Here is a 15690-nt window from a genome sequence, read left to right as displayed (position 1 = left end):
AAAAAGACACCGCCGCGACATTGCCGTTGCGCCATCCCCCCGCTAGAAGGCCGGGGCTTGCGCGAGGGGGAGCGATCTGCCCGCGCGGGCGCAAGAAATAACCAAGTGTCGAGGTACCAAGGACGTGTCACGTCTGGTGATGAAGTTCGGCGGCACCTCGGTGGCCGACCTGGAGCGCATCCGCCGTGTGGCGCGCCTGGTCGCCGCCGAAGTGGCGACGGGAAAGCAGGTCGCGGTGGTCGTGTCGGCCATGTCGGGCAAGACCAACGAGCTGGTCGCCTGGACCGACGGCGCCGGACGCGCCGCGGCGGGTCTTCCGGAGTCTGACGACGAGTACGACGCCATCGTCGCCTCGGGCGAGCAGGTCACGGCCGGCCTTCTGGCCATGACCCTGCGCAACATGGGTCACAAGGCCCGCTCGTTCCTGGGTTGGCAGGTGCCGATCCTCACGAACGAGGCCCATGGCAGCGCCCGCATCGAGGACATTCCGCCGGCCAATCTGGAAGCCTGTTTCGCGGCCGGTGAGATCGCCGTCATCGCCGGCTTCCAGGGCGTGACCAGCAACCAGCGGATCACCACCCTGGGCCGCGGCGGCTCGGACACCTCGGCCGTGGCGATCGCCGCCGCCGTCAAGGGCGCCTGCGACATCTACACGGACGTCGACGGCGTCTACACCACCGATCCGCGCATCGAGAAGAAGGCCCGCAAGCTGGCCAAGATCTCGTACGAGGAAATGCTGGAAATGGCCTCGCTGGGGGCCAAGGTGCTGCAGACCCGCTCGGTCGAGATGGCCATGGCCCATCGCGTCCCGCTGCGGGTGCTGTCGAGTTTCGTCGAACCCGGGGAGGCCCCCGGTCAAGGTACGGTCGTCTGCGACGAGGAAGAAATCATGGAAAAGCGCATCGTCTCGGGCGTCGCCTATAGCCGCGACGAAGCCAAGATCACCCTGCTGGGCCTGCCCGACCATCCGGGCGTGTCCTCGCAGATCTTCGGCCGTCTGGCCGACGCCAATGTGAACGTCGACATGATCGTGCAGTCGCGGGCGCGCACCGCCGAGACCGCCAACATGGAGTTCACGGTCGGCAAGCGCGACGCCGCCCGCGCCGTCGAGATCGTCCAGGCCGCCAAGGCCGAGATCGGCTTCGAGGACGTCGCCGTCGACGAGGACGTCTCGAAGGTCTCGGTGATCGGGGTCGGCATGCGCAGCCACGCCGGCGTCGCCCAGTCGATGTTCGCGGCCCTGGCCGAGAAGAACATCAACATCCAGGTCATCTCGACCTCGGAGATCAAGATCTCGGTCCTGATCGACGCGGCCTACACCGAACTGGCCGTGCGGGCGCTGCACGCGGTGTACGGGCTGGACCAGCTGTAAGGCTCTCAGGACGGAGGGACGCCCCCTCCGTCACGCTGCGTATCCGCAGCGCGCCACCTCCCCCGTTGCACGGGTGAGGAGAACCGGCCTCTTCCTCCCCTGCGAAGCGGGGGAGGTGGATCGGCGCCGATAGGCGACGAGACGGAGGGGGCGCTCAAACGCCGTTGTCCAAACGTCGTGTTCTGACGTTAAGAAGGCGACCGCACAGCTCCCGAGATTCCCCATGCCCGACGTCTTCAAGTTCGATCCCGACGCCAAGACCGTCACCTTCCACGGCGACGCCGGTCTCGACCTGCTCTACGACCTGCTGCTGCGCGCCAAGTTCGGCGATGGCTACGAGAAGCCGCTGCTGATCAGCCCCTGGCTGGCCGCGCTGCTCAACCAGCTGGACCAGGCCCTGCCGGACGACGGTCAGTGGTTCCCCGAAAAGCCTGGCCAGCCGATCTTCGACACCGACGACCTGCTGGCCATGGGCGACGCGGTCATCGAGGAAGGTCACACCGTCGGCTGGTGGACGATGAACGCGCTGGAAAAGCGCGCCTATCTGCGCAACGTCATCGCCGCGCCGCACCCGCTGACCGACCTCGAGGTCGAGTTCATCGAGACCGACATCGACGCCGCCCTCCAGCAGGCCCGCCGCCTGGTGCAGGACGCCGACGAGCCCCTGGCCCTGCCGGGGCACGGCTGATCGCGCTATAGTGAGGTCATGGGTCACCACCTGACCGCCCCGGCCGAGCTGTCTTTCCGTCGCTACAGCGTCGAAGCGATCTCGCACGCCCATGACTTCGACCAGATCGTGCTGCCGCGCCGCGGGGTTCTTGAGATCGAGATCGACGGCAAGGGCGGCCGGGTCGATCCCGGCAGCGCCGCGGTCATTCCGCCGGGCACGCGCCATGTCTGCGCCGCCGACGGCGAGAACCTGTTCGTCGTGGCCGACATCGGCGACTCGCTGATGCGACCCTTCGAGCGCCTGCGGGACAGGCCGTTCGCCTCGGTGACCGGACCCGTGCACGGCCTGCTGTCGTTCCTGTCGGGCGAGGCTCCGGGCGGGGTCGACGACGGCGTCGCCGGTCTCTGGACGCCGCTGTTGCTGCGCGGTCTGTCCGCGGGCCCGATCGCCGTGGACCCGCGCCTGGCGCGCGCCGCGGCGATGATCGAGGCGCGCTATGACCAGCCGCTGACCGTCCGTGACCTGGCCAGTGAGGCCGGCATGAGCCAGAGCCGCTTCTTCGCCAAGTTCTCGCAAGCCTATGGCGCCACCCCACACGGCGCGTTGAGCGACGCGCGCCTGCGCGCCGCGCAACGGCTGCTTGCGGGCACCGCCTTGTCGATCGCCGAGATCGCCGTACGCACGGGGCACGGCGATCAAAGCGGTCTCACCAAGCGGATGAAGGCGACGCTGGGCGTCACCCCGGCCGCATGGCGCAAGGGTCGGACCTAGGCGGGTTTCAGGAGCTGTAGGCGGCGCGCACGACGCCGGTGCTGGCGGTCTCGTTGGCGCCGTCGGTCACATGGCAGACCCAGCCCGAGAGGCGCGGCGGACCGTTGAACGGCCCGACCCAGCCGAACTCGACCACCGGACTGGTCGGATCCGAGATCATGATGTTGGTCGAGCCCGAAACCTGCGTCCACAGGTAGCTGTAGGGCGCGACACCGCCGCTGACGGTGACCGTGACGGGCGCCGAATAGCTCGAATCCGTCACGTCGACGATCGTGGGCGAGGCGCTGGCCGACAGCGTCCGGGCCTGGGCGGCCGTGGCTGCCATCAGCGCACCCACGCCGACGCCTGCGGCGCCGAAAACCAATTCACGGCGAGATTTCATTCTACCCTCCTGTGATATACCGGAGATTGAATTAGCTCATCGCTCTACCTGGGAGTCAACTGGCGGGCGAGCGGTCAGGAGCATTCGCCAAAGGCTCAGCAGCTTTCGCCAAAGCCCCGCTTGGCGCGACCTGCTAATCCGCTGGCGATGAACACCTCCCGCAATCTTCTCCTGGGCCTGCTGTGCGGGCTGGTCGCCGGCGCGTTCTGGGGCGGGGTGTTCCTGGCTCCCAAGCTGCTGGACGCCTTCACGCCGCTGCAGATGACGGCGGGGCGCTACATCGCCTACGGCCTGGCCTCGGTGGCGCTGCTGGCGCCGGTGTGGCGGACCGTGATGGGCAAGATGGAGGGGCGTGACTGGCGCGACCTCTTCCTGCTGAGCCTGCTGGGCAACCTGATCTACTACGTCGGCCTGGCGGTGTCGGTGCAGACCTCGGGCGTGGCCCTGGCCTCGCTGGTCATTGGCTTGCTGCCGGTGACAGTGACCCTGCTCGGCGCGAAGCCGGGGGAGGGGGTTCCGATCCGCAAGCTGATCGCGCCCTTGGCCTTGGTCGTGGCCGGCGGGGTCTGCATCAATGTGGCGGTGTTCACCCAGAACCAGGGCGTGGGCCTGGGCAAGCAGCTCATCGGCCTGCTGGGCGCGCTGCTGGCCCTGGGGGTCTGGACCGTCTACGCCGTCTGGAACGCCCGCCGCCTGGCCGCGACGCCGAAGTTCACCAGCCACGAGTGGTCGCTGCTGACCGGCGTGGCCACGGGCCTGCTGTCGCTGGTGCTGGTCCCGGCGTTCTTCCTGGGCGGCAAGGCGCATGTCCCCTCTGCCTGGGGCTGGTTCTGGATGGTCAGTTTCGCGGTGGCGATCGGGGCCTCGGTGATCGGCAACGGCCTGTGGAACGCCGCCAGCCGCTACCTGCCGCTCAGCCTGTCGGGCCAGATGATCGTGTTCGAAACCCTGTTCGCCCTGCTGTACGGCTTCCTGCACGAGGGCCGCTGGCCGCATGGGCTGGAGACGGCGGCGATCGTGCTGATGCTGGCCGGGGTGGTTTGGTCGGTGCGGCTGCATCGGCCGAAGGTGGAGTTGGCCTAACCAAACCCGTTTCCCCGGCGAAGGCCGGGGAAACGGAAGGGGCAAACTTTTTTCAACATGACCGGAATCTGAACGGCGCGGTTCAAGTCGGGTTCAGGCAGGCCCCCTTACAACGGACATCAACAGCGCCGCCCAGAACTGTTTGGGGGCGACGCCACCGGAAAAGGAGACTGTCATGCACAAGTTCACCAAGACCGCGATCGTCGTCGCCACCGTCGGCGCCCTGGTCGCCCCCGCTTCGGCCGCCTTCGCCGCCAGCAAGACCGAGCGCGCCATCCTGGGCGCCGTGATCGGCGGTGTCGCCGGCGCCGCCATCGGCGACGGCAAGACCGAAGCGGTCGCCATCGGCGCCGTCGCCGGCGCCGCCCTGGGCGCCACCACGGCCAAGAAGAAGGACCGCTACGGTTACGGCTATCGCAGCAACCCCCGCTACGAAAACAGCCGCTACTACGACAACCGCTATGACCGCGGCGGCTATCGCAACGACCGCTACAACAGCCGCTACGGCTACTATCGCTAAGCCCGGTTTCGCTTCGCTAGCGTTCCGATCCCTCCCCTAGCGAGCATGACTGCGCCGCCTGGTTTCAACCGGGCGGCGCTTTTTCGTGCGCGCTCACCTAATCGTCGTTCGGTTGACGCGGCGGCTATCGCCATTGCGAAATCTGCGGTAGCCCCAATCTTGAGACTTGAGCGGTCTTAACCCACGGCCTCACAAGCTGGGCTAGACCGTTCCTTCGAAACCTAGGGAGCACGCTGCAGGCACATGGCGGCAACCGGCATCGCCGTTCGAGGACCCCGCAGCCTGCTTCGGCAGATCCGCGAGGCCATGGCCGGCGGCGGTCCCGCCCAGGACAAGCTCGACATGGTCGTGCGCACCATCGCCGTGTCGATGGTGGCCGAGGTCTGCTCGATCTATCTGCGCCGCGCGTCGGGCGATCTCGAACTGTTCGCCACCGAGGGCCTGTCGCCCGAAGCCGTCCACGTCACGCGGATGATGCCGGGCGAGGGTCTGGTCGGCGAGACCATGCGTCTGGGCCGGCCGCTGAACCTGTCGGACGCCGCCAGCCACCCGTCGTTCTCGTATCGCCCGGAAACCGGCGAAGACCCGTACCACGCCTTCCTGGCCGTGCCGCTGCTGCGCGGCGGGCGGGCGATCGGCGTGCTGGTCGTCCAGAACCGCACCGAGCGCAACTATGACGAGGAGGAGGTCGAGGACCTCCAGATCATCGCCATGGTGCTGGCCGAGATGGTCAGTTCCAGCGAGCTGCTGGGCGCCGACGAGCTCAAGGACGTCGAGCTGGCCCCGCACAAGCCCGAGCGGCTGAAGGGCTCGCGCTTCGCCGAGGGTCTGGCGTACGGGGTGGCCGTGCTGCACGAGCAGCCGGTGGTCCCCGAGACCCTGCTGTCCGACGACGCCCTGGCCGAGGAAGCCCGGCTCTCCTACGCCATCGAGGCGCTGCAGACCCAGATCGACCAGATGCTGGAAGGCCAGCACGGCCTGGTCGGCGCGTCATACGAGGTCTTGGAAACCTACCGCCTGTTCGCGCATGACCGGGGCTGGAATCGGTCGCTGAACGAGGCCGTGCGCTCGGGTCTGACCGCCGAGGCCGCGGTCGAACGCGTGCGCTCCGAGCACCGCGCCCGCCTGGGCCAGGCCCGCGACCCCTATCTGCGCGAGCGGCTGCACGACTTGGAAGACCTGAACGACCGGCTGCTGCGCCACCTGTCGGGCGACGTCCACGCCGTGCGCCAGCTGCCCGACGACGCCATCCTGATCGCCCGGAACCTGGGGCCCGCCGACCTGCTGGAATACGACCGCACCAAGCTGAAGGGCATCCTGCTCGAGGAAGGCTCGGCCGCCAGCCACGCCGGCATCGTCGCCCGGGCGCTGGACATCCCGTGCGTCGGCCGCCTGGCCGGCCTGCGCGACCGCGTCAGCGAGGGCGACCCCGTGGTGGTCGACGCCGAGACGCAGGAAGCCTGGCTGCGGCCGCGCGTCGACGTGGTCAAGGCGCTGAAGGCCCGGATGGAGGTCCGCGCCCAGCGCAAGGCCGAGTTCGCCCGCCTGCGCGACACGCCGCCGATCACCAAGGACGGCGCCAAGATCACGCTTCTGATGAACGCCGGCCTGGCCGTCGACCTGGACATCCTGGCCGAGACGGGCGCCGAGGGCATCGGCCTGTTCCGCACCGAGTTCCAGTTCATGGTCGCCGAGGAGCTGCCGCGCCTGGAGGCCCAGACGGCGCTCTATGAGAAGGTGCTGGAGGCCGCCAACGGCATGCCGGTGACCTTCCGCACGCTCGACCTGGGCGGCGACAAGCTGCTGCCGTACATGGAGCTGGAGCGCGAGGACAATCCGGCCCTGGGCTGGCGGGCCGTGCGCATGGGCCTGGACCGTCCGGCCCTGCTGCGCATGCAGATCCGCGCCCTGATCAAGGCCGCCAACGGTCGGCCGCTGAAGGTGATGTTCCCGCTGGTGGCCAATGTCGACGAGTTCCGCGCCGCGCGCTCGTTCGTCGACCAGGAAGTGGCCTGGGCCCAGAAGCGCGGCCGGCCCGCGCCCTCGCGCCTGGACGTGGGGGCCATGGTCGAGGCGCCGTCGCTGCTGTGGCATCTCGACGCACTTCTGCCCATGACCGACTTCGTTTCGGTCGGCACCAACGACCTGATGCAGTACCTGTTCGCGGCCGATCGGGGCAATCCGAAGGTTTCGGACCGCTATGACCCGCTGTCGCCGGCCGCCCTGCGGGCGCTGAAGACCATCCAGCAGGCCTGCGCCGACACCGGCACGCCGGTGTCCGTGTGCGGGGAAATGGCGGGTCGTCCGCTGGAGGCCTTCGCCCTGGTCGCTCTGGGATTTGAAGGGCTTAGCATGCCGCCGGCCGGCATCGGCCCGGTCAAGCAGATGGTCCTGTCGCTGGATCGCGAGGCCGCGCGCCGCAACGTCGAGGCCCTACTGAAGGGCGCTGGCGGATCCTTGCGCAGCGAGATCGAAACCTTGGCGCGCAAGCTCTACGTAGCCGTGTGACAAAACCTTGCCGTTAACCAAGCGTCACTGTTTAGTACATTGAATCCGGCTACTTAGTTTGATATCCACAAACACTTGTTAAGACTTCCGTGCGATACGGAGGCAGGGGGATTGCGGCGCCCGCTCAGCGTGTGCCGTTGGTTGGGGGCCGTTTAGCTGTCATGCCGCTGGATACGGGCAACGTCAGGCGTTTGCATCTCGTCACGGACGCCGATGTCGACGATACGCCGATCGCCGCGTCGCAACCGTCGTTGACCGACGGCGCGGACATCGGCCTGGCCCTGAAGGGGGCGCGCGAGTTCCGCGGCCTGACGACCCAGGACGTCGCCGACGCCACCCGCATCCGCCAGGGCTACATCGAAGCCCTCGAGGACATGCGCCTCGAAGACCTGCCGTCGCGCCCGTTCACCATCGGCTATGTCCGCGCCTATGCCGGCCTGCTGGGCCTGGACGGCGATGCGGCCGTGTCGCGCTTCAAGGACGATGCGCCCGATGACGGCGTCGAGCTGCGCGCCCCGATCGGCGTGCGCCGCGAGCGCGACCCGCGCCTGGCCTTGATCCTGGCCGGCGGCCTGCTGGTCGTGGGCGCCATCCTGCTGTGGAACGTCGCCCAGCGCGCGATCACCAAGGAAGAGCCGCCCGCGCAGGTGGCCCAGTCGGTCGTCACCTCCACCACGACCTCCGCCGCCGCGACGCCGCAGGCCAGCAACGCCGGCGCCAATGCCGGCGATGGTTCGGTCTCGCTGGGCGCGCCGCTGCCGGCCCCGGTCGAGAGCACCACGCCCGAGCCCTACAAGACTCCTGGCCTGGACGACGCCGCCGCCAATGGCGGTTCGGTCGACGCCGCCAAGATCGCCGCCAAGGCCCGCGCCGAGGCCGAGGCCCGCGCCGGTATCGTCGATCCGTCCAAGCAGATCGCCTTGGGGTCGGTCTTCAAGCCCAAGGGCGCGATCCTGGGCGCGGCGCCAGCCGACAGCTCGGGCGTCGTCCTGCAGGCTCGCAGGGGCGCCACCCTGGTGGTCCGCGGCGACGGCCAGGTCTATTTCGCCCGCGCCCTGGCGGCCGGCGAAGCCTATCGCGTTCCGCGCACGCCCGGCCTGACGGCCGACGTCTCGGATCCGGCGGTGTTCGACGTCTACGCCAACGGCGTGCTGACGGGCCGCCTGCAGACTAATTCGACCGCGTTGGGCAAGCTGGTCCCGGCGGCGCCGAAGGCTCCGGCTCCCCAATAATCACCGCTCATCCCCGCGAAAGCGGGGACCCAAGCTGGCTTTCAGAACCGGCGCGGCCTGCGATCGGTCTGCTGACTCGGCTTGGGTCCCCGCTTTCGCGGGGATGAGCGGTATTTGTAGGGTATCGGGACCCTTCAGTTTCCGCCTCAGACCCTCTAGATTAGCGCCATGGCCGCAGACCACACGCACGTCCGTCCCTGGCGCATGATTACGCGCCGCCCGTCGCGCAAGATCCGCGTCGGCAATGTCGAGGTGGGCGGCGATGCGCCGATCACCGTCCAGTCGATGACCAACACCCTGACCAGCGACGCCAACGCGACGCTGAACCAGATCCGCCAGCTGGAAGAGGCCGGCGCCGACATCGTGCGGGTCAGCTGCCCCGACACCGACTCGACGGCCGCCTTCAAGACCATCGCCCGCGAGGCCAAGGTCCCGCTCGTGGCCGACATCCACTTCCACTACAAGCGCGGCATCGAGGCGGCCCAGGCCGGCGCGGCCTGCCTGCGGATCAATCCGGGGAATATCGGTTCGCCCGATCGCGTCCGCGACGTCATCCAGGCCGCCCGCGACCACGGGTGCTCGATGCGCATCGGCGTCAACGCCGGCTCGCTGGAGCGCGAGCTGCTGGAGAAGTACGGCGAGCCGTGCCCGGACGCGATGGTCGAGAGCGCCCTGAACCACGCCCGCATCCTGCAGGACCACGACTTCCACGAGTTCAAGATCTCGGTGAAGGCGTCCGATCCGTTCATGACCGTGGCGGCCTATTACCAGCTGGCCGAGGCCATCGACTGCCCGCTGCATCTGGGCGTCACCGAGGCCGGCGCTCAGCGCACGGGCACGGTGAAGTCCTCGATCGGCATCGGCTCGATGCTGTGGGCCGGCATCGGCGACACCATCCGGGTGTCGCTGGCCGCCGATCCCGTCGAGGAGATCAAGGTCGGCTTCGACATCCTGAAGTCGCTGGGCCTGCGCCACCGCGGCGTCAACATCATCGCCTGTCCGTCGTGCGCGCGTCAGGGCTTCAACGTCATCAAGACCGTCGAGGCCCTGGAGGAGCGTCTGGCCCACATCGCCCAGCCGATGTCGCTGTCGATCATCGGCTGCGTCGTCAACGGTCCGGGCGAGGCGCTGATGACCGACATCGGCTTCACCGGCGGCGGGGCCGGGGCGGGCATGGTCTACATGGCCGGCAAGCCCGACCATAAACAGTCCAACGAAGGCATGATCGATCACATCGTCGAGCTGGTCGAGAAGAAGGCCGAGGAACTGAAAGCGGCCGAAGCGGCGAAAGCCCTGGCGGCCGAGTAGCCGTTAGCGATTTGCACAGCCGCCCCTGCGATCGTCGGGGCATGACCCAGGCCGGCCAGCCGAACTACAGAACCCTGCTGATCGTGCTGCTGGCGGCGCTGGCGGCCGTGAGCGGTCTGTCGCTGGTCCATGACCTAGGCGCGCAGCCGGCCGGGCTGGACTTCCTGGCGCTGTGGGCCGGTGGGCGCGTGGCGTTGACCGAGCCGGGTCGGATCTACGACTTCGCGCATGTCACCGCCCTGCAGGGCCTGAGCCTGCCGCCCGAGGTGCTGCGGCCCTACGTCAATCCGCCGTCCGCCCTCTTGTTGCTGGCGCCGTTGGCTCGCCTGCCGTTCGTGGCAGCCTACGCAGCCTTGATGCTGATCAGCCTGGCGACGCTGCTGGCCGGCGCCCGCCGGATCGGCGCGCCGTGGTGGCTGGTCGTGCTGCCGATGGTCCCGTTCGCCGTCTTCTGCGGTCAGGTCACCCTGCTGATCGCCGGCCTCGTCCTGCTGGGTCTGAGCCTGCGCGACCGGCCCTGGATCGCCGGCCTGTGCTTCGCCATCGCGGGCGTGATCAAGCCGCAGGTCCTGGTGCTGCTGCCGCTGGCCCTGGCCGCCCAGAGCGCCTGGCTGACCATCCTGGCGACGGGCGTCGCCGCCCTGGTCCTGTGCGGGCTGTCGGCGGGGCTGTTCGGCGTCCAGGCCTGGCTGGACTGGCTGGCTGCCGTCTCGCGCTTCTCGGCCGTGGTGATGGCCGATCGCGGTCTGCTCGACGACATGATCACGCCGCACGCCTGGCTGGTCGCCCACGGCCTGAACGGCGCGTGGGCCTGGCTGCTGGCGCCGCTGGCCGTCTGGGGCGTCTGGAAGGCCTTCCGCCAGGACGCATCCTGGCCCGATCGCCTGATCGGCCTGCTGGGCGGGGCCTTGCTGCTGTCGCCCTACGCCATGAACTACGAGCTGGCCCTGCTGGCCCCGGCGGTTGCGGCCTATCTGGCCCGCACCGACGAGCGCCTCTGGATGGCCTATGCCGGCCTCGCCGCCCTCTATGCGATGAATGGCATGACGGGCGCCCTGGCCCTGCTGGCGGCGTTGGCGCTGCCGTTCGTGGGGACGGGCTTTCGTCACATTTCCCTGGCCAGGACGGCCCGTGACCGCTAACGCCGGGGGATGATCGAACGTCACCCCTCCGGCGGCTATATTCTCGAAGAACTGTCCGTCGGCATGACGGCGGAAAAGCACGTCACCGTCACCGAAGAGCGCATCGGCCAGTTCGCCGAGGCCTCGGACGACTTCAACCCCGTGCACATGGACGAGGCCTTCGCGTCCAAGACCGCCTATCGCGGCCGCATCGCCCACGGCCTGCTGTCGGCCTCGTTCGGCTCGGCCGTGGTCGGCACCATCCTGCCGGGCGCCGGCGCGATCTACCTGTCCCAGACCCTGGCCTTCCACCGGCCGGTCCGCATCGGCGACGTCGTCACCGCTCGCGTCACCGTCTCCGAGATCGACGCCGAGAGCGCCCGCGTCACCCTGCGCTGCGCCGGCTATGTCGGCGAAGACCTGATCATGGATGGCGAAGCGGTCGTGCGCGTGCCGCGGCGGCGCAAGAAGATCTGAGCTTTTGATCCGTTTCCCCGGCGAAAGCCGGGGCCCAGATCGAATCCAAGGCGCCTGACGGACTGACCGGCTGCGTCTCGGATCACCCCAAGCCGCCCCAGATGAACCTGGGCCCCGGCTTTCGCCGGGGAAGCGGAAGTGGGCTGTCAGCCCGCCACCAGCGCCGCGCGCTCTTCCGGGGTCAGCGGACGCCAGCGACCCTCGGGCATTTCGCCCAGGGTCAGCGGGCCGATGCGGACGCGGAACAGGTCGACGACCTTCAGGTCGACCAGCTCGCACATGCGGCGGATCTGGCGGTTGCGGCCTTCGCGCAGCACGATGCGCAGGCGCTGGTCGGAGATTACGTCGACCTCGGCGGGGCGCAGTTCGCGGCCGTCGAGTTCGAGGCCGAAACGCAGCAGCTCGATCTTCTCTTCGGTCAGCTCGCCCATGACGGCGACGCGGTATTCCTTCTCGAGGTCCGACTGCGGGCCGATCACGGCCTTGGCCACCACGCCGTCCTGCGACAGCAGCAGCAGGCCGCGCGAGTCCTTGTCCAGGCGGCCGATCGGCGGCAGCAGGTCGCCCGACTGCGGGATCGGCGCGGGCACGCCGCCCCAGATGTTCTGACGCGTCAGCAGGCGCGCGGCCGGGACCTGGCCGGGGTCGGGCTGGGCCGACACCACGCCGACCGGCTTGTGGATCATGTAGGTGAAGGTGGAGTCGAGCTTGGCGGTCGCCTGGTCGGCCAGGACCAGGGTCTGGCCAGGCAGGATCTTGCGGCCGACGTCTTCCACGACCTCGCCGTCGATCGAGACCAGGCCGCCCGCGATCAGGGCCTCGGCCTCGCGGCGCGAGCAGACGCCGCTCTGGGCCAGCCACTTGTTGACCCGCTGGGGCTCGTCCTCGTCGTAGGTGCAGGTCCAGGCCATCAGCCGAAGCTCTCTTCCAGACTGGCCAGGCGCTCGGCCTGATCCTCGGCGATCAGCGGATTGATCACGTCGTCCAGATTGTCGCCCTCGATCACCCGCGACAGGTTGTAAAGCGTCAGGTTGATGCGGTGGTCGGTGACCCGGCCTTGCGGGAAGTTGTAGGTGCGGATGCGCTCCGAACGGTCGCCGCTGCCGACCTGGCTCTTGCGGGCGTCGGCGCGAGCGGTGTCCAGGGCCTCGCGCTGCATGTCGTACAGGCGGGCCTTCAGGTTCTTCATCGCCCGGGCGCGGTTCTGGTGCTGCGACTTTTCCGAGGAGGTCACGACCACGCCGGTCGGCAAGTGAGTGATGCGCACGGCCGAGTCGGTCTTGTTGACGTGCTGACCGCCAGCGCCCGACGAGCGGTAGGTGTCGATCCGCAGGTCGCTTTCCTTGATCTCGATCTCGACGTCCTCGGCCTCGGGCAGCACCGCGACGGTGGCGGCCGAGGTGTGGATGCGGCCCTGCGCCTCGGTGGCCGGCACGCGCTGCACGCGGTGGACGCCGCTCTCGAACTTCAGCCGACCGAACACGCCGTCGCCGGTGATCGAGGCGACGATTTCCTTGAAGCCGCCCATCTCGCCTTCCGAGATGCTGTCGATCTCGACCCGCCAGCCCTGCAGCTGGGCGTAGCGCTGGTACATGCGGAAGAGGTCGCCGGCGAACAGAGCCGCCTCGTCGCCGCCGGTGCCGGCGCGCACTTCCAGGATGGCCGAGGCGTTCTCGTCCTTGTCCTTGGGGGCCAGCATCAGGGCCAGGTCGCGCTCGAGGATCGGCAGTTGCTCGTCCAGGGCGACGATCTCGTCCTTGACCATGTCGGCCATCTCGGGATCGGCCGCCATGATGTCCAGCTCGGCGCGCTCGGCCGACAGCTTGGCCAGCCGCTCCACCGCTTCAGCAACCGGGCGCAGCTCGGCGTGCTCCTTGGAGAGCTTGACGATCTCGGTGCCGTCGGTGGCCGCGCCCATGCGCGCCTCCACTTCGCGGAAGCGGTCGAGAACCTGGTCGAGGCGGGCCTGGGGCAGTCGCAAGGGTGTGGTCGCTAGGCTGAAAGAATGGGTCGGTCTCTCTAGGCCTTTTCCGAACGGAATGCACCCTGCTGACGGTTATCGTCATCAGTAGTGATTGAAAACTGACTTGAGGGCGCTTAGCTAGGCCGTAGCCCAGCTCCAGGAGGAAGCGGCCATGTCCCTCTCGATCCATCACGTCACGGCGACCGCGATCACGCGCGGTCTCAAAACCCTGTCCCTGCTGCTGGACAAGGCCAAGTCCCATGCGGAGGCGACCGGGACCGACCCCGACGCCTATGTCCAGGCGCGGCTCTATGACGACATGCTGCCGCTGGCCGGCCAGATCCAGCGCGCCTCCGACAGCGCCCGCGGTGTGTTCGCGCGTCTGACGGGAACGACCGCGCCCGGCATGGCCGACGACGAGGCGACCTTCGCCCAGCTGCAGGACCGCGTGGCCCGCACCCTGGCCTATGTCGAGAGCGTGCCGGCCGACGCCTTCGAGGGGGCGGAGACCCGTGAGGTGGTGTTCGGCGCCGGGCCGCTGACCCTGGGCTTCACAGGGACCGACTACCTGCTGGAGTTCGCCCTGCCGAACTTCCAGTTCCACGTCGTGACGGCCTACGACATCCTGCGCAGCCAGGGCGTGCCGCTGGGCAAGCGGGACTTCCTGAATTTGGGGGCTGAGCGGGTGCGGGCGGCTTAAGGCCCCCTCCGCGCCTGCGGCGCTCCTCCCCCGGAGGGGGAAGACGGAACGCGCCGTCTGCCCCCTCCGGGGGCGGACGACCGCGCAGCGGTCAGGTGGGGGCCAGTGCTGAGCCTACCGGGTCTTCCACTCCGCAAACTCCGTCGACCCCTGCTTGGCCAGCGTCGCCTCGGCCGCCGCATCGCCCAGCACCTTGGCCTTCAGGAACGCCACAGACAGCGCCGCCGCCTCGGCGAAGGCGGGGACTTCGGGGTGGTAGGCCAGGCCGTGGTTCACGCCCTTGCCCTGCCACAGGTACTTCTGGCCGGCGGGGCTGGTGTCGAACGGGTAGAGGTGCTCATGCCAGTCGGGCACGAGGCCCGGCACGACGTCCTGGTCGCCGGTGATCATCATCATCGGCTTGGTCAGGCCCTGGTAGGAGGTCGGACCCACCAGGCCCTTGATGACGCCGGGGCTGGAGAAGCAAAGGGCCGCCTTGGTGGTCGGGTCCTGGGCCGGGATCATGCCCTGGAAGGCGCCGGCGCGGATCATCGACATCAGCGAGCCGTACGAATGCCCGGCCGAGGCCATCGGCAGACCCGGCGCGGCCTTGGCGGCCCAGGTCGTGGCGGCGGCCAGGTCGGCCAGGCGGGCCGGGAAGGCGCTCTGCAGATTGTACTGGTCGCGCTTGGGGTGCTTCATCGAGTCGACGTGCAGCGGCGCGACGATCATGAAGCCGGCGGCGGCCCACAGGTCGAGCAGCGTCTGGTAGTGCGTCGGCCAGCCGCCCGCACCGTGCGAGAAGATGACGACGCCCTTCGCAGCGTCGGGACGGATGACCGTCAGCTCGACGTCGCGGTCGGCGACCTGGATGGTGGTGGTCGAGGTTGCTGAGATGCGCGCCAGAGCGGGCGCAGCGGCAAAGGCAAAAGCCCAGGCCAACAGGCCGCGGCGGTTCAGGATAAGCTTGGTCACGGAAAGCCCCACAATCGTTTGGCGGGAAAATTCCGAAGTTCGCGCCGGTTGTCCAGCGCCCTCAGAAGGCCGGCTTCACCTCGATCGATACCACCTGGCGCGGCGCCCGCGAAGGACGCAGATCGCCGTCGACCACGAGGCGATAGGGGCCTTCGCGGTCGTCCAGTTTGTGGCCGTTGACGGTGTCGGCGACCACGACCGGATTGGCGCGATAGACCGGATCGGTCTCGGCCAGCGACAGCAGGCTGAAAAAGCCGTCGGCGGCGCGGGCGATCACCACCTGGTTCAGATAGCGACCCATCAGCCGCTCGCCATGCACGACGCCGGCCTGGGCCAGCACGGCGTCGAGGCGGACGCCCTCATAGGTCACGGCCGCGCCTTTGACGGTGATCGTCGCCTTGGCGCGGGGCAGGGCGGCGAGGTCCTTGGGCGTCAGGGTGACGGTGTCGCGGCCCGCGACGGTGACCTTGAGGTCCTGGGCGAGGGCGGCGCCGTGCAGGGCAAGAGCGGCGAAGGCGGCGAGCAGCAGGCGCATGGGGAGGTCCTCGTGAGGACGCGATCCTAAGCGCTAAGCGCCCCCTCCGTCACGGTGCGTATCCGCACCGGGCCACCTCCCCCGCGATGCGGGT

16 protein-coding genes are annotated in these 15690 nt (G+C 68.8%); 11 read left to right on the top strand and 5 right to left on the bottom strand.

Annotated elements, in window-relative coordinates; genetic code table 11:
- The first annotated feature begins 124 nt into the window (after positions 1-124).
- The 3 genes from E1H18_RS21650 (at position 125) to E1H18_RS21640 (ending at position 2813) form a co-directional block, all read left to right on the top strand.
- Positions 125-1372 (top strand): aspartate kinase, encoded by a 1248-nt coding sequence (locus E1H18_RS21650; protein WP_172272586.1) that lies wholly within the window; start codon positions 125-127, stop codon positions 1370-1372.
- 223 nt (positions 1373-1595) lie between these two features.
- A complete protein-coding gene (locus tag E1H18_RS21645; RefSeq protein WP_172272583.1) occupies positions 1596-2060 on the top strand; it encodes a hypothetical protein in 465 nt (154 codons plus the stop codon).
- 18 nt (positions 2061-2078) lie between these two features.
- The gene (locus tag E1H18_RS21640) at positions 2079-2813 is read left to right on the top strand and encodes an AraC family transcriptional regulator (protein WP_172272580.1); all 735 of its coding nucleotides are present in this window, start codon (positions 2079-2081) and stop codon (positions 2811-2813) included.
- Positions 2814-2820: 7 nt separating this feature from the next.
- Here E1H18_RS21640 and E1H18_RS21635 read toward each other — a convergent pair whose 3' ends face one another.
- Positions 2821-3195 (bottom strand): hypothetical protein, encoded by a 375-nt coding sequence (locus E1H18_RS21635; protein WP_172272577.1) that lies wholly within the window; start codon positions 3193-3195, stop codon positions 2821-2823.
- 147 nt (positions 3196-3342) lie between these two features.
- Between E1H18_RS21635 and E1H18_RS21630 the strand changes: the two genes are divergently transcribed.
- From E1H18_RS21630 to E1H18_RS21600, 7 genes are all read left to right on the top strand, one after another.
- Complete coding sequence (locus E1H18_RS21630; protein ID WP_172272825.1) at positions 3343-4278, top strand: DMT family transporter; 936 nt, start codon at positions 3343-3345, stop codon at positions 4276-4278.
- A 175-nt stretch (positions 4279-4453) separates the two neighbouring features.
- Positions 4454-4798, top strand: coding sequence for a glycine zipper 2TM domain-containing protein (locus tag E1H18_RS21625; RefSeq protein WP_172272574.1), 345 nt, complete (start codon positions 4454-4456; stop codon positions 4796-4798).
- Positions 4799-5041: 243 nt separating this feature from the next.
- Positions 5042-7306 carry a phosphoenolpyruvate--protein phosphotransferase gene (gene ptsP, locus E1H18_RS21620; RefSeq protein WP_172272571.1) on the top strand — a complete coding sequence of 755 codons (2265 nt, stop codon included), beginning with the start codon at positions 5042-5044 and terminating at the stop codon, positions 7304-7306.
- Between the two features lie 161 nt (positions 7307-7467).
- Positions 7468-8538: a RodZ family helix-turn-helix domain-containing protein gene (locus E1H18_RS21615; protein ID WP_172272568.1), complete on the top strand. Its 1071-nt coding sequence runs from the start codon at positions 7468-7470 to the stop codon at positions 8536-8538.
- 168 nt (positions 8539-8706) lie between these two features.
- Entirely contained in the window at positions 8707-9846 is a 1140-nt protein-coding gene (gene ispG / locus E1H18_RS21610) for a flavodoxin-dependent (E)-4-hydroxy-3-methylbut-2-enyl-diphosphate synthase (RefSeq protein ID WP_172272565.1), read from the top strand.
- A 41-nt stretch (positions 9847-9887) separates the two neighbouring features.
- Entirely contained in the window at positions 9888-10988 is a 1101-nt protein-coding gene (locus E1H18_RS21605) for a glycosyltransferase family 87 protein (protein ID WP_172272562.1), read from the top strand.
- A 9-nt stretch (positions 10989-10997) separates the two neighbouring features.
- On the top strand, positions 10998-11444 hold the full coding sequence (locus tag E1H18_RS21600; protein ID WP_172272559.1) for a MaoC family dehydratase: 447 nt from the start codon (positions 10998-11000) through the stop codon (positions 11442-11444).
- A gap of 146 nt (positions 11445-11590) precedes the next feature.
- Here E1H18_RS21600 and E1H18_RS21595 read toward each other — a convergent pair whose 3' ends face one another.
- Both E1H18_RS21595 and prfA read right to left on the bottom strand, forming a co-directional pair.
- Complete coding sequence (locus tag E1H18_RS21595; protein ID WP_172272556.1) at positions 11591-12355, bottom strand: pseudouridine synthase; 765 nt, start codon at positions 12353-12355, stop codon at positions 11591-11593.
- Positions 12355-13425: a peptide chain release factor 1 gene (prfA, locus tag E1H18_RS21590; RefSeq protein ID WP_172272553.1), complete on the bottom strand. Its 1071-nt coding sequence runs from the start codon at positions 13423-13425 to the stop codon at positions 12355-12357. The genes E1H18_RS21595 and prfA overlap by 1 nt, the downstream gene beginning before the upstream one ends.
- Before the next feature lie 154 nt (positions 13426-13579).
- Here prfA and E1H18_RS21585 point away from each other — a divergent pair, with 154 nt between their 5' ends.
- Positions 13580-14107: a DUF1993 family protein gene (locus tag E1H18_RS21585; RefSeq protein WP_172272550.1), complete on the top strand. Its 528-nt coding sequence runs from the start codon at positions 13580-13582 to the stop codon at positions 14105-14107.
- Positions 14108-14221: 114 nt separating this feature from the next.
- Here the strand turns inward: E1H18_RS21585 and E1H18_RS21580 are convergent, their stop codons facing one another.
- Entirely contained in the window at positions 14222-15061 is an 840-nt protein-coding gene (locus E1H18_RS21580) for an alpha/beta hydrolase (RefSeq protein WP_172272547.1), read from the bottom strand.
- A gap of 61 nt (positions 15062-15122) precedes the next feature.
- Positions 15123-15596, bottom strand: coding sequence for a molybdopterin-dependent oxidoreductase (locus E1H18_RS21575; protein ID WP_172272544.1), 474 nt, complete (start codon positions 15594-15596; stop codon positions 15123-15125).
- Positions 15597-15690: the final 94 nt, after the last annotated feature.

It is taken from the genome of Caulobacter sp. RHG1 (assembly GCF_013181195.1).
GTDB lineage: Bacteria > Pseudomonadota > Alphaproteobacteria > Caulobacterales > Caulobacteraceae > Caulobacter.
This window is presented reverse-complemented; position numbering and strand designations above follow the sequence as displayed.

Excerpts from the sequence above, each read along its gene's own strand:
- E1H18_RS21605 (WP_172272562.1), top strand. The coding sequence starts at position 9,888 with ATGACCCAGGCCGGCCAGCCGAACTACAGAACCCTGCTGATCGTGCTG.
- E1H18_RS21595 (WP_172272556.1), bottom strand. The coding sequence starts at position 12,355 with ATGGCCTGGACCTGCACCTACGACGAGGACGAGCCCCAGCGGGTCAAC.
- E1H18_RS21645 (WP_172272583.1), top strand. The coding sequence starts at position 1,596 with ATGCCCGACGTCTTCAAGTTCGATCCCGACGCCAAGACCGTCACCTTC.
- E1H18_RS21625 (WP_172272574.1), top strand. The coding sequence starts at position 4,454 with ATGCACAAGTTCACCAAGACCGCGATCGTCGTCGCCACCGTCGGCGCC.
- E1H18_RS21600 (WP_172272559.1), top strand. The coding sequence starts at position 10,998 with ATGATCGAACGTCACCCCTCCGGCGGCTATATTCTCGAAGAACTGTCC.
- E1H18_RS21575 (WP_172272544.1), bottom strand. The coding sequence starts at position 15,596 with ATGCGCCTGCTGCTCGCCGCCTTCGCCGCTCTTGCCCTGCACGGCGCC.
- ptsP (WP_172272571.1), top strand. The coding sequence starts at position 5,042 with ATGGCGGCAACCGGCATCGCCGTTCGAGGACCCCGCAGCCTGCTTCGG.
- E1H18_RS21585 (WP_172272550.1), top strand. The coding sequence starts at position 13,580 with ATGTCCCTCTCGATCCATCACGTCACGGCGACCGCGATCACGCGCGGT.
- ispG (WP_172272565.1), top strand. The coding sequence starts at position 8,707 with ATGGCCGCAGACCACACGCACGTCCGTCCCTGGCGCATGATTACGCGC.
- E1H18_RS21635 (WP_172272577.1), bottom strand. The coding sequence starts at position 3,195 with ATGAAATCTCGCCGTGAATTGGTTTTCGGCGCCGCAGGCGTCGGCGTG.
- E1H18_RS21630 (WP_172272825.1), top strand. The coding sequence starts at position 3,343 with ATGAACACCTCCCGCAATCTTCTCCTGGGCCTGCTGTGCGGGCTGGTC.
- E1H18_RS21615 (WP_172272568.1), top strand. The coding sequence starts at position 7,468 with ATGCCGCTGGATACGGGCAACGTCAGGCGTTTGCATCTCGTCACGGAC.
- E1H18_RS21640 (WP_172272580.1), top strand. The coding sequence starts at position 2,079 with ATGGGTCACCACCTGACCGCCCCGGCCGAGCTGTCTTTCCGTCGCTAC.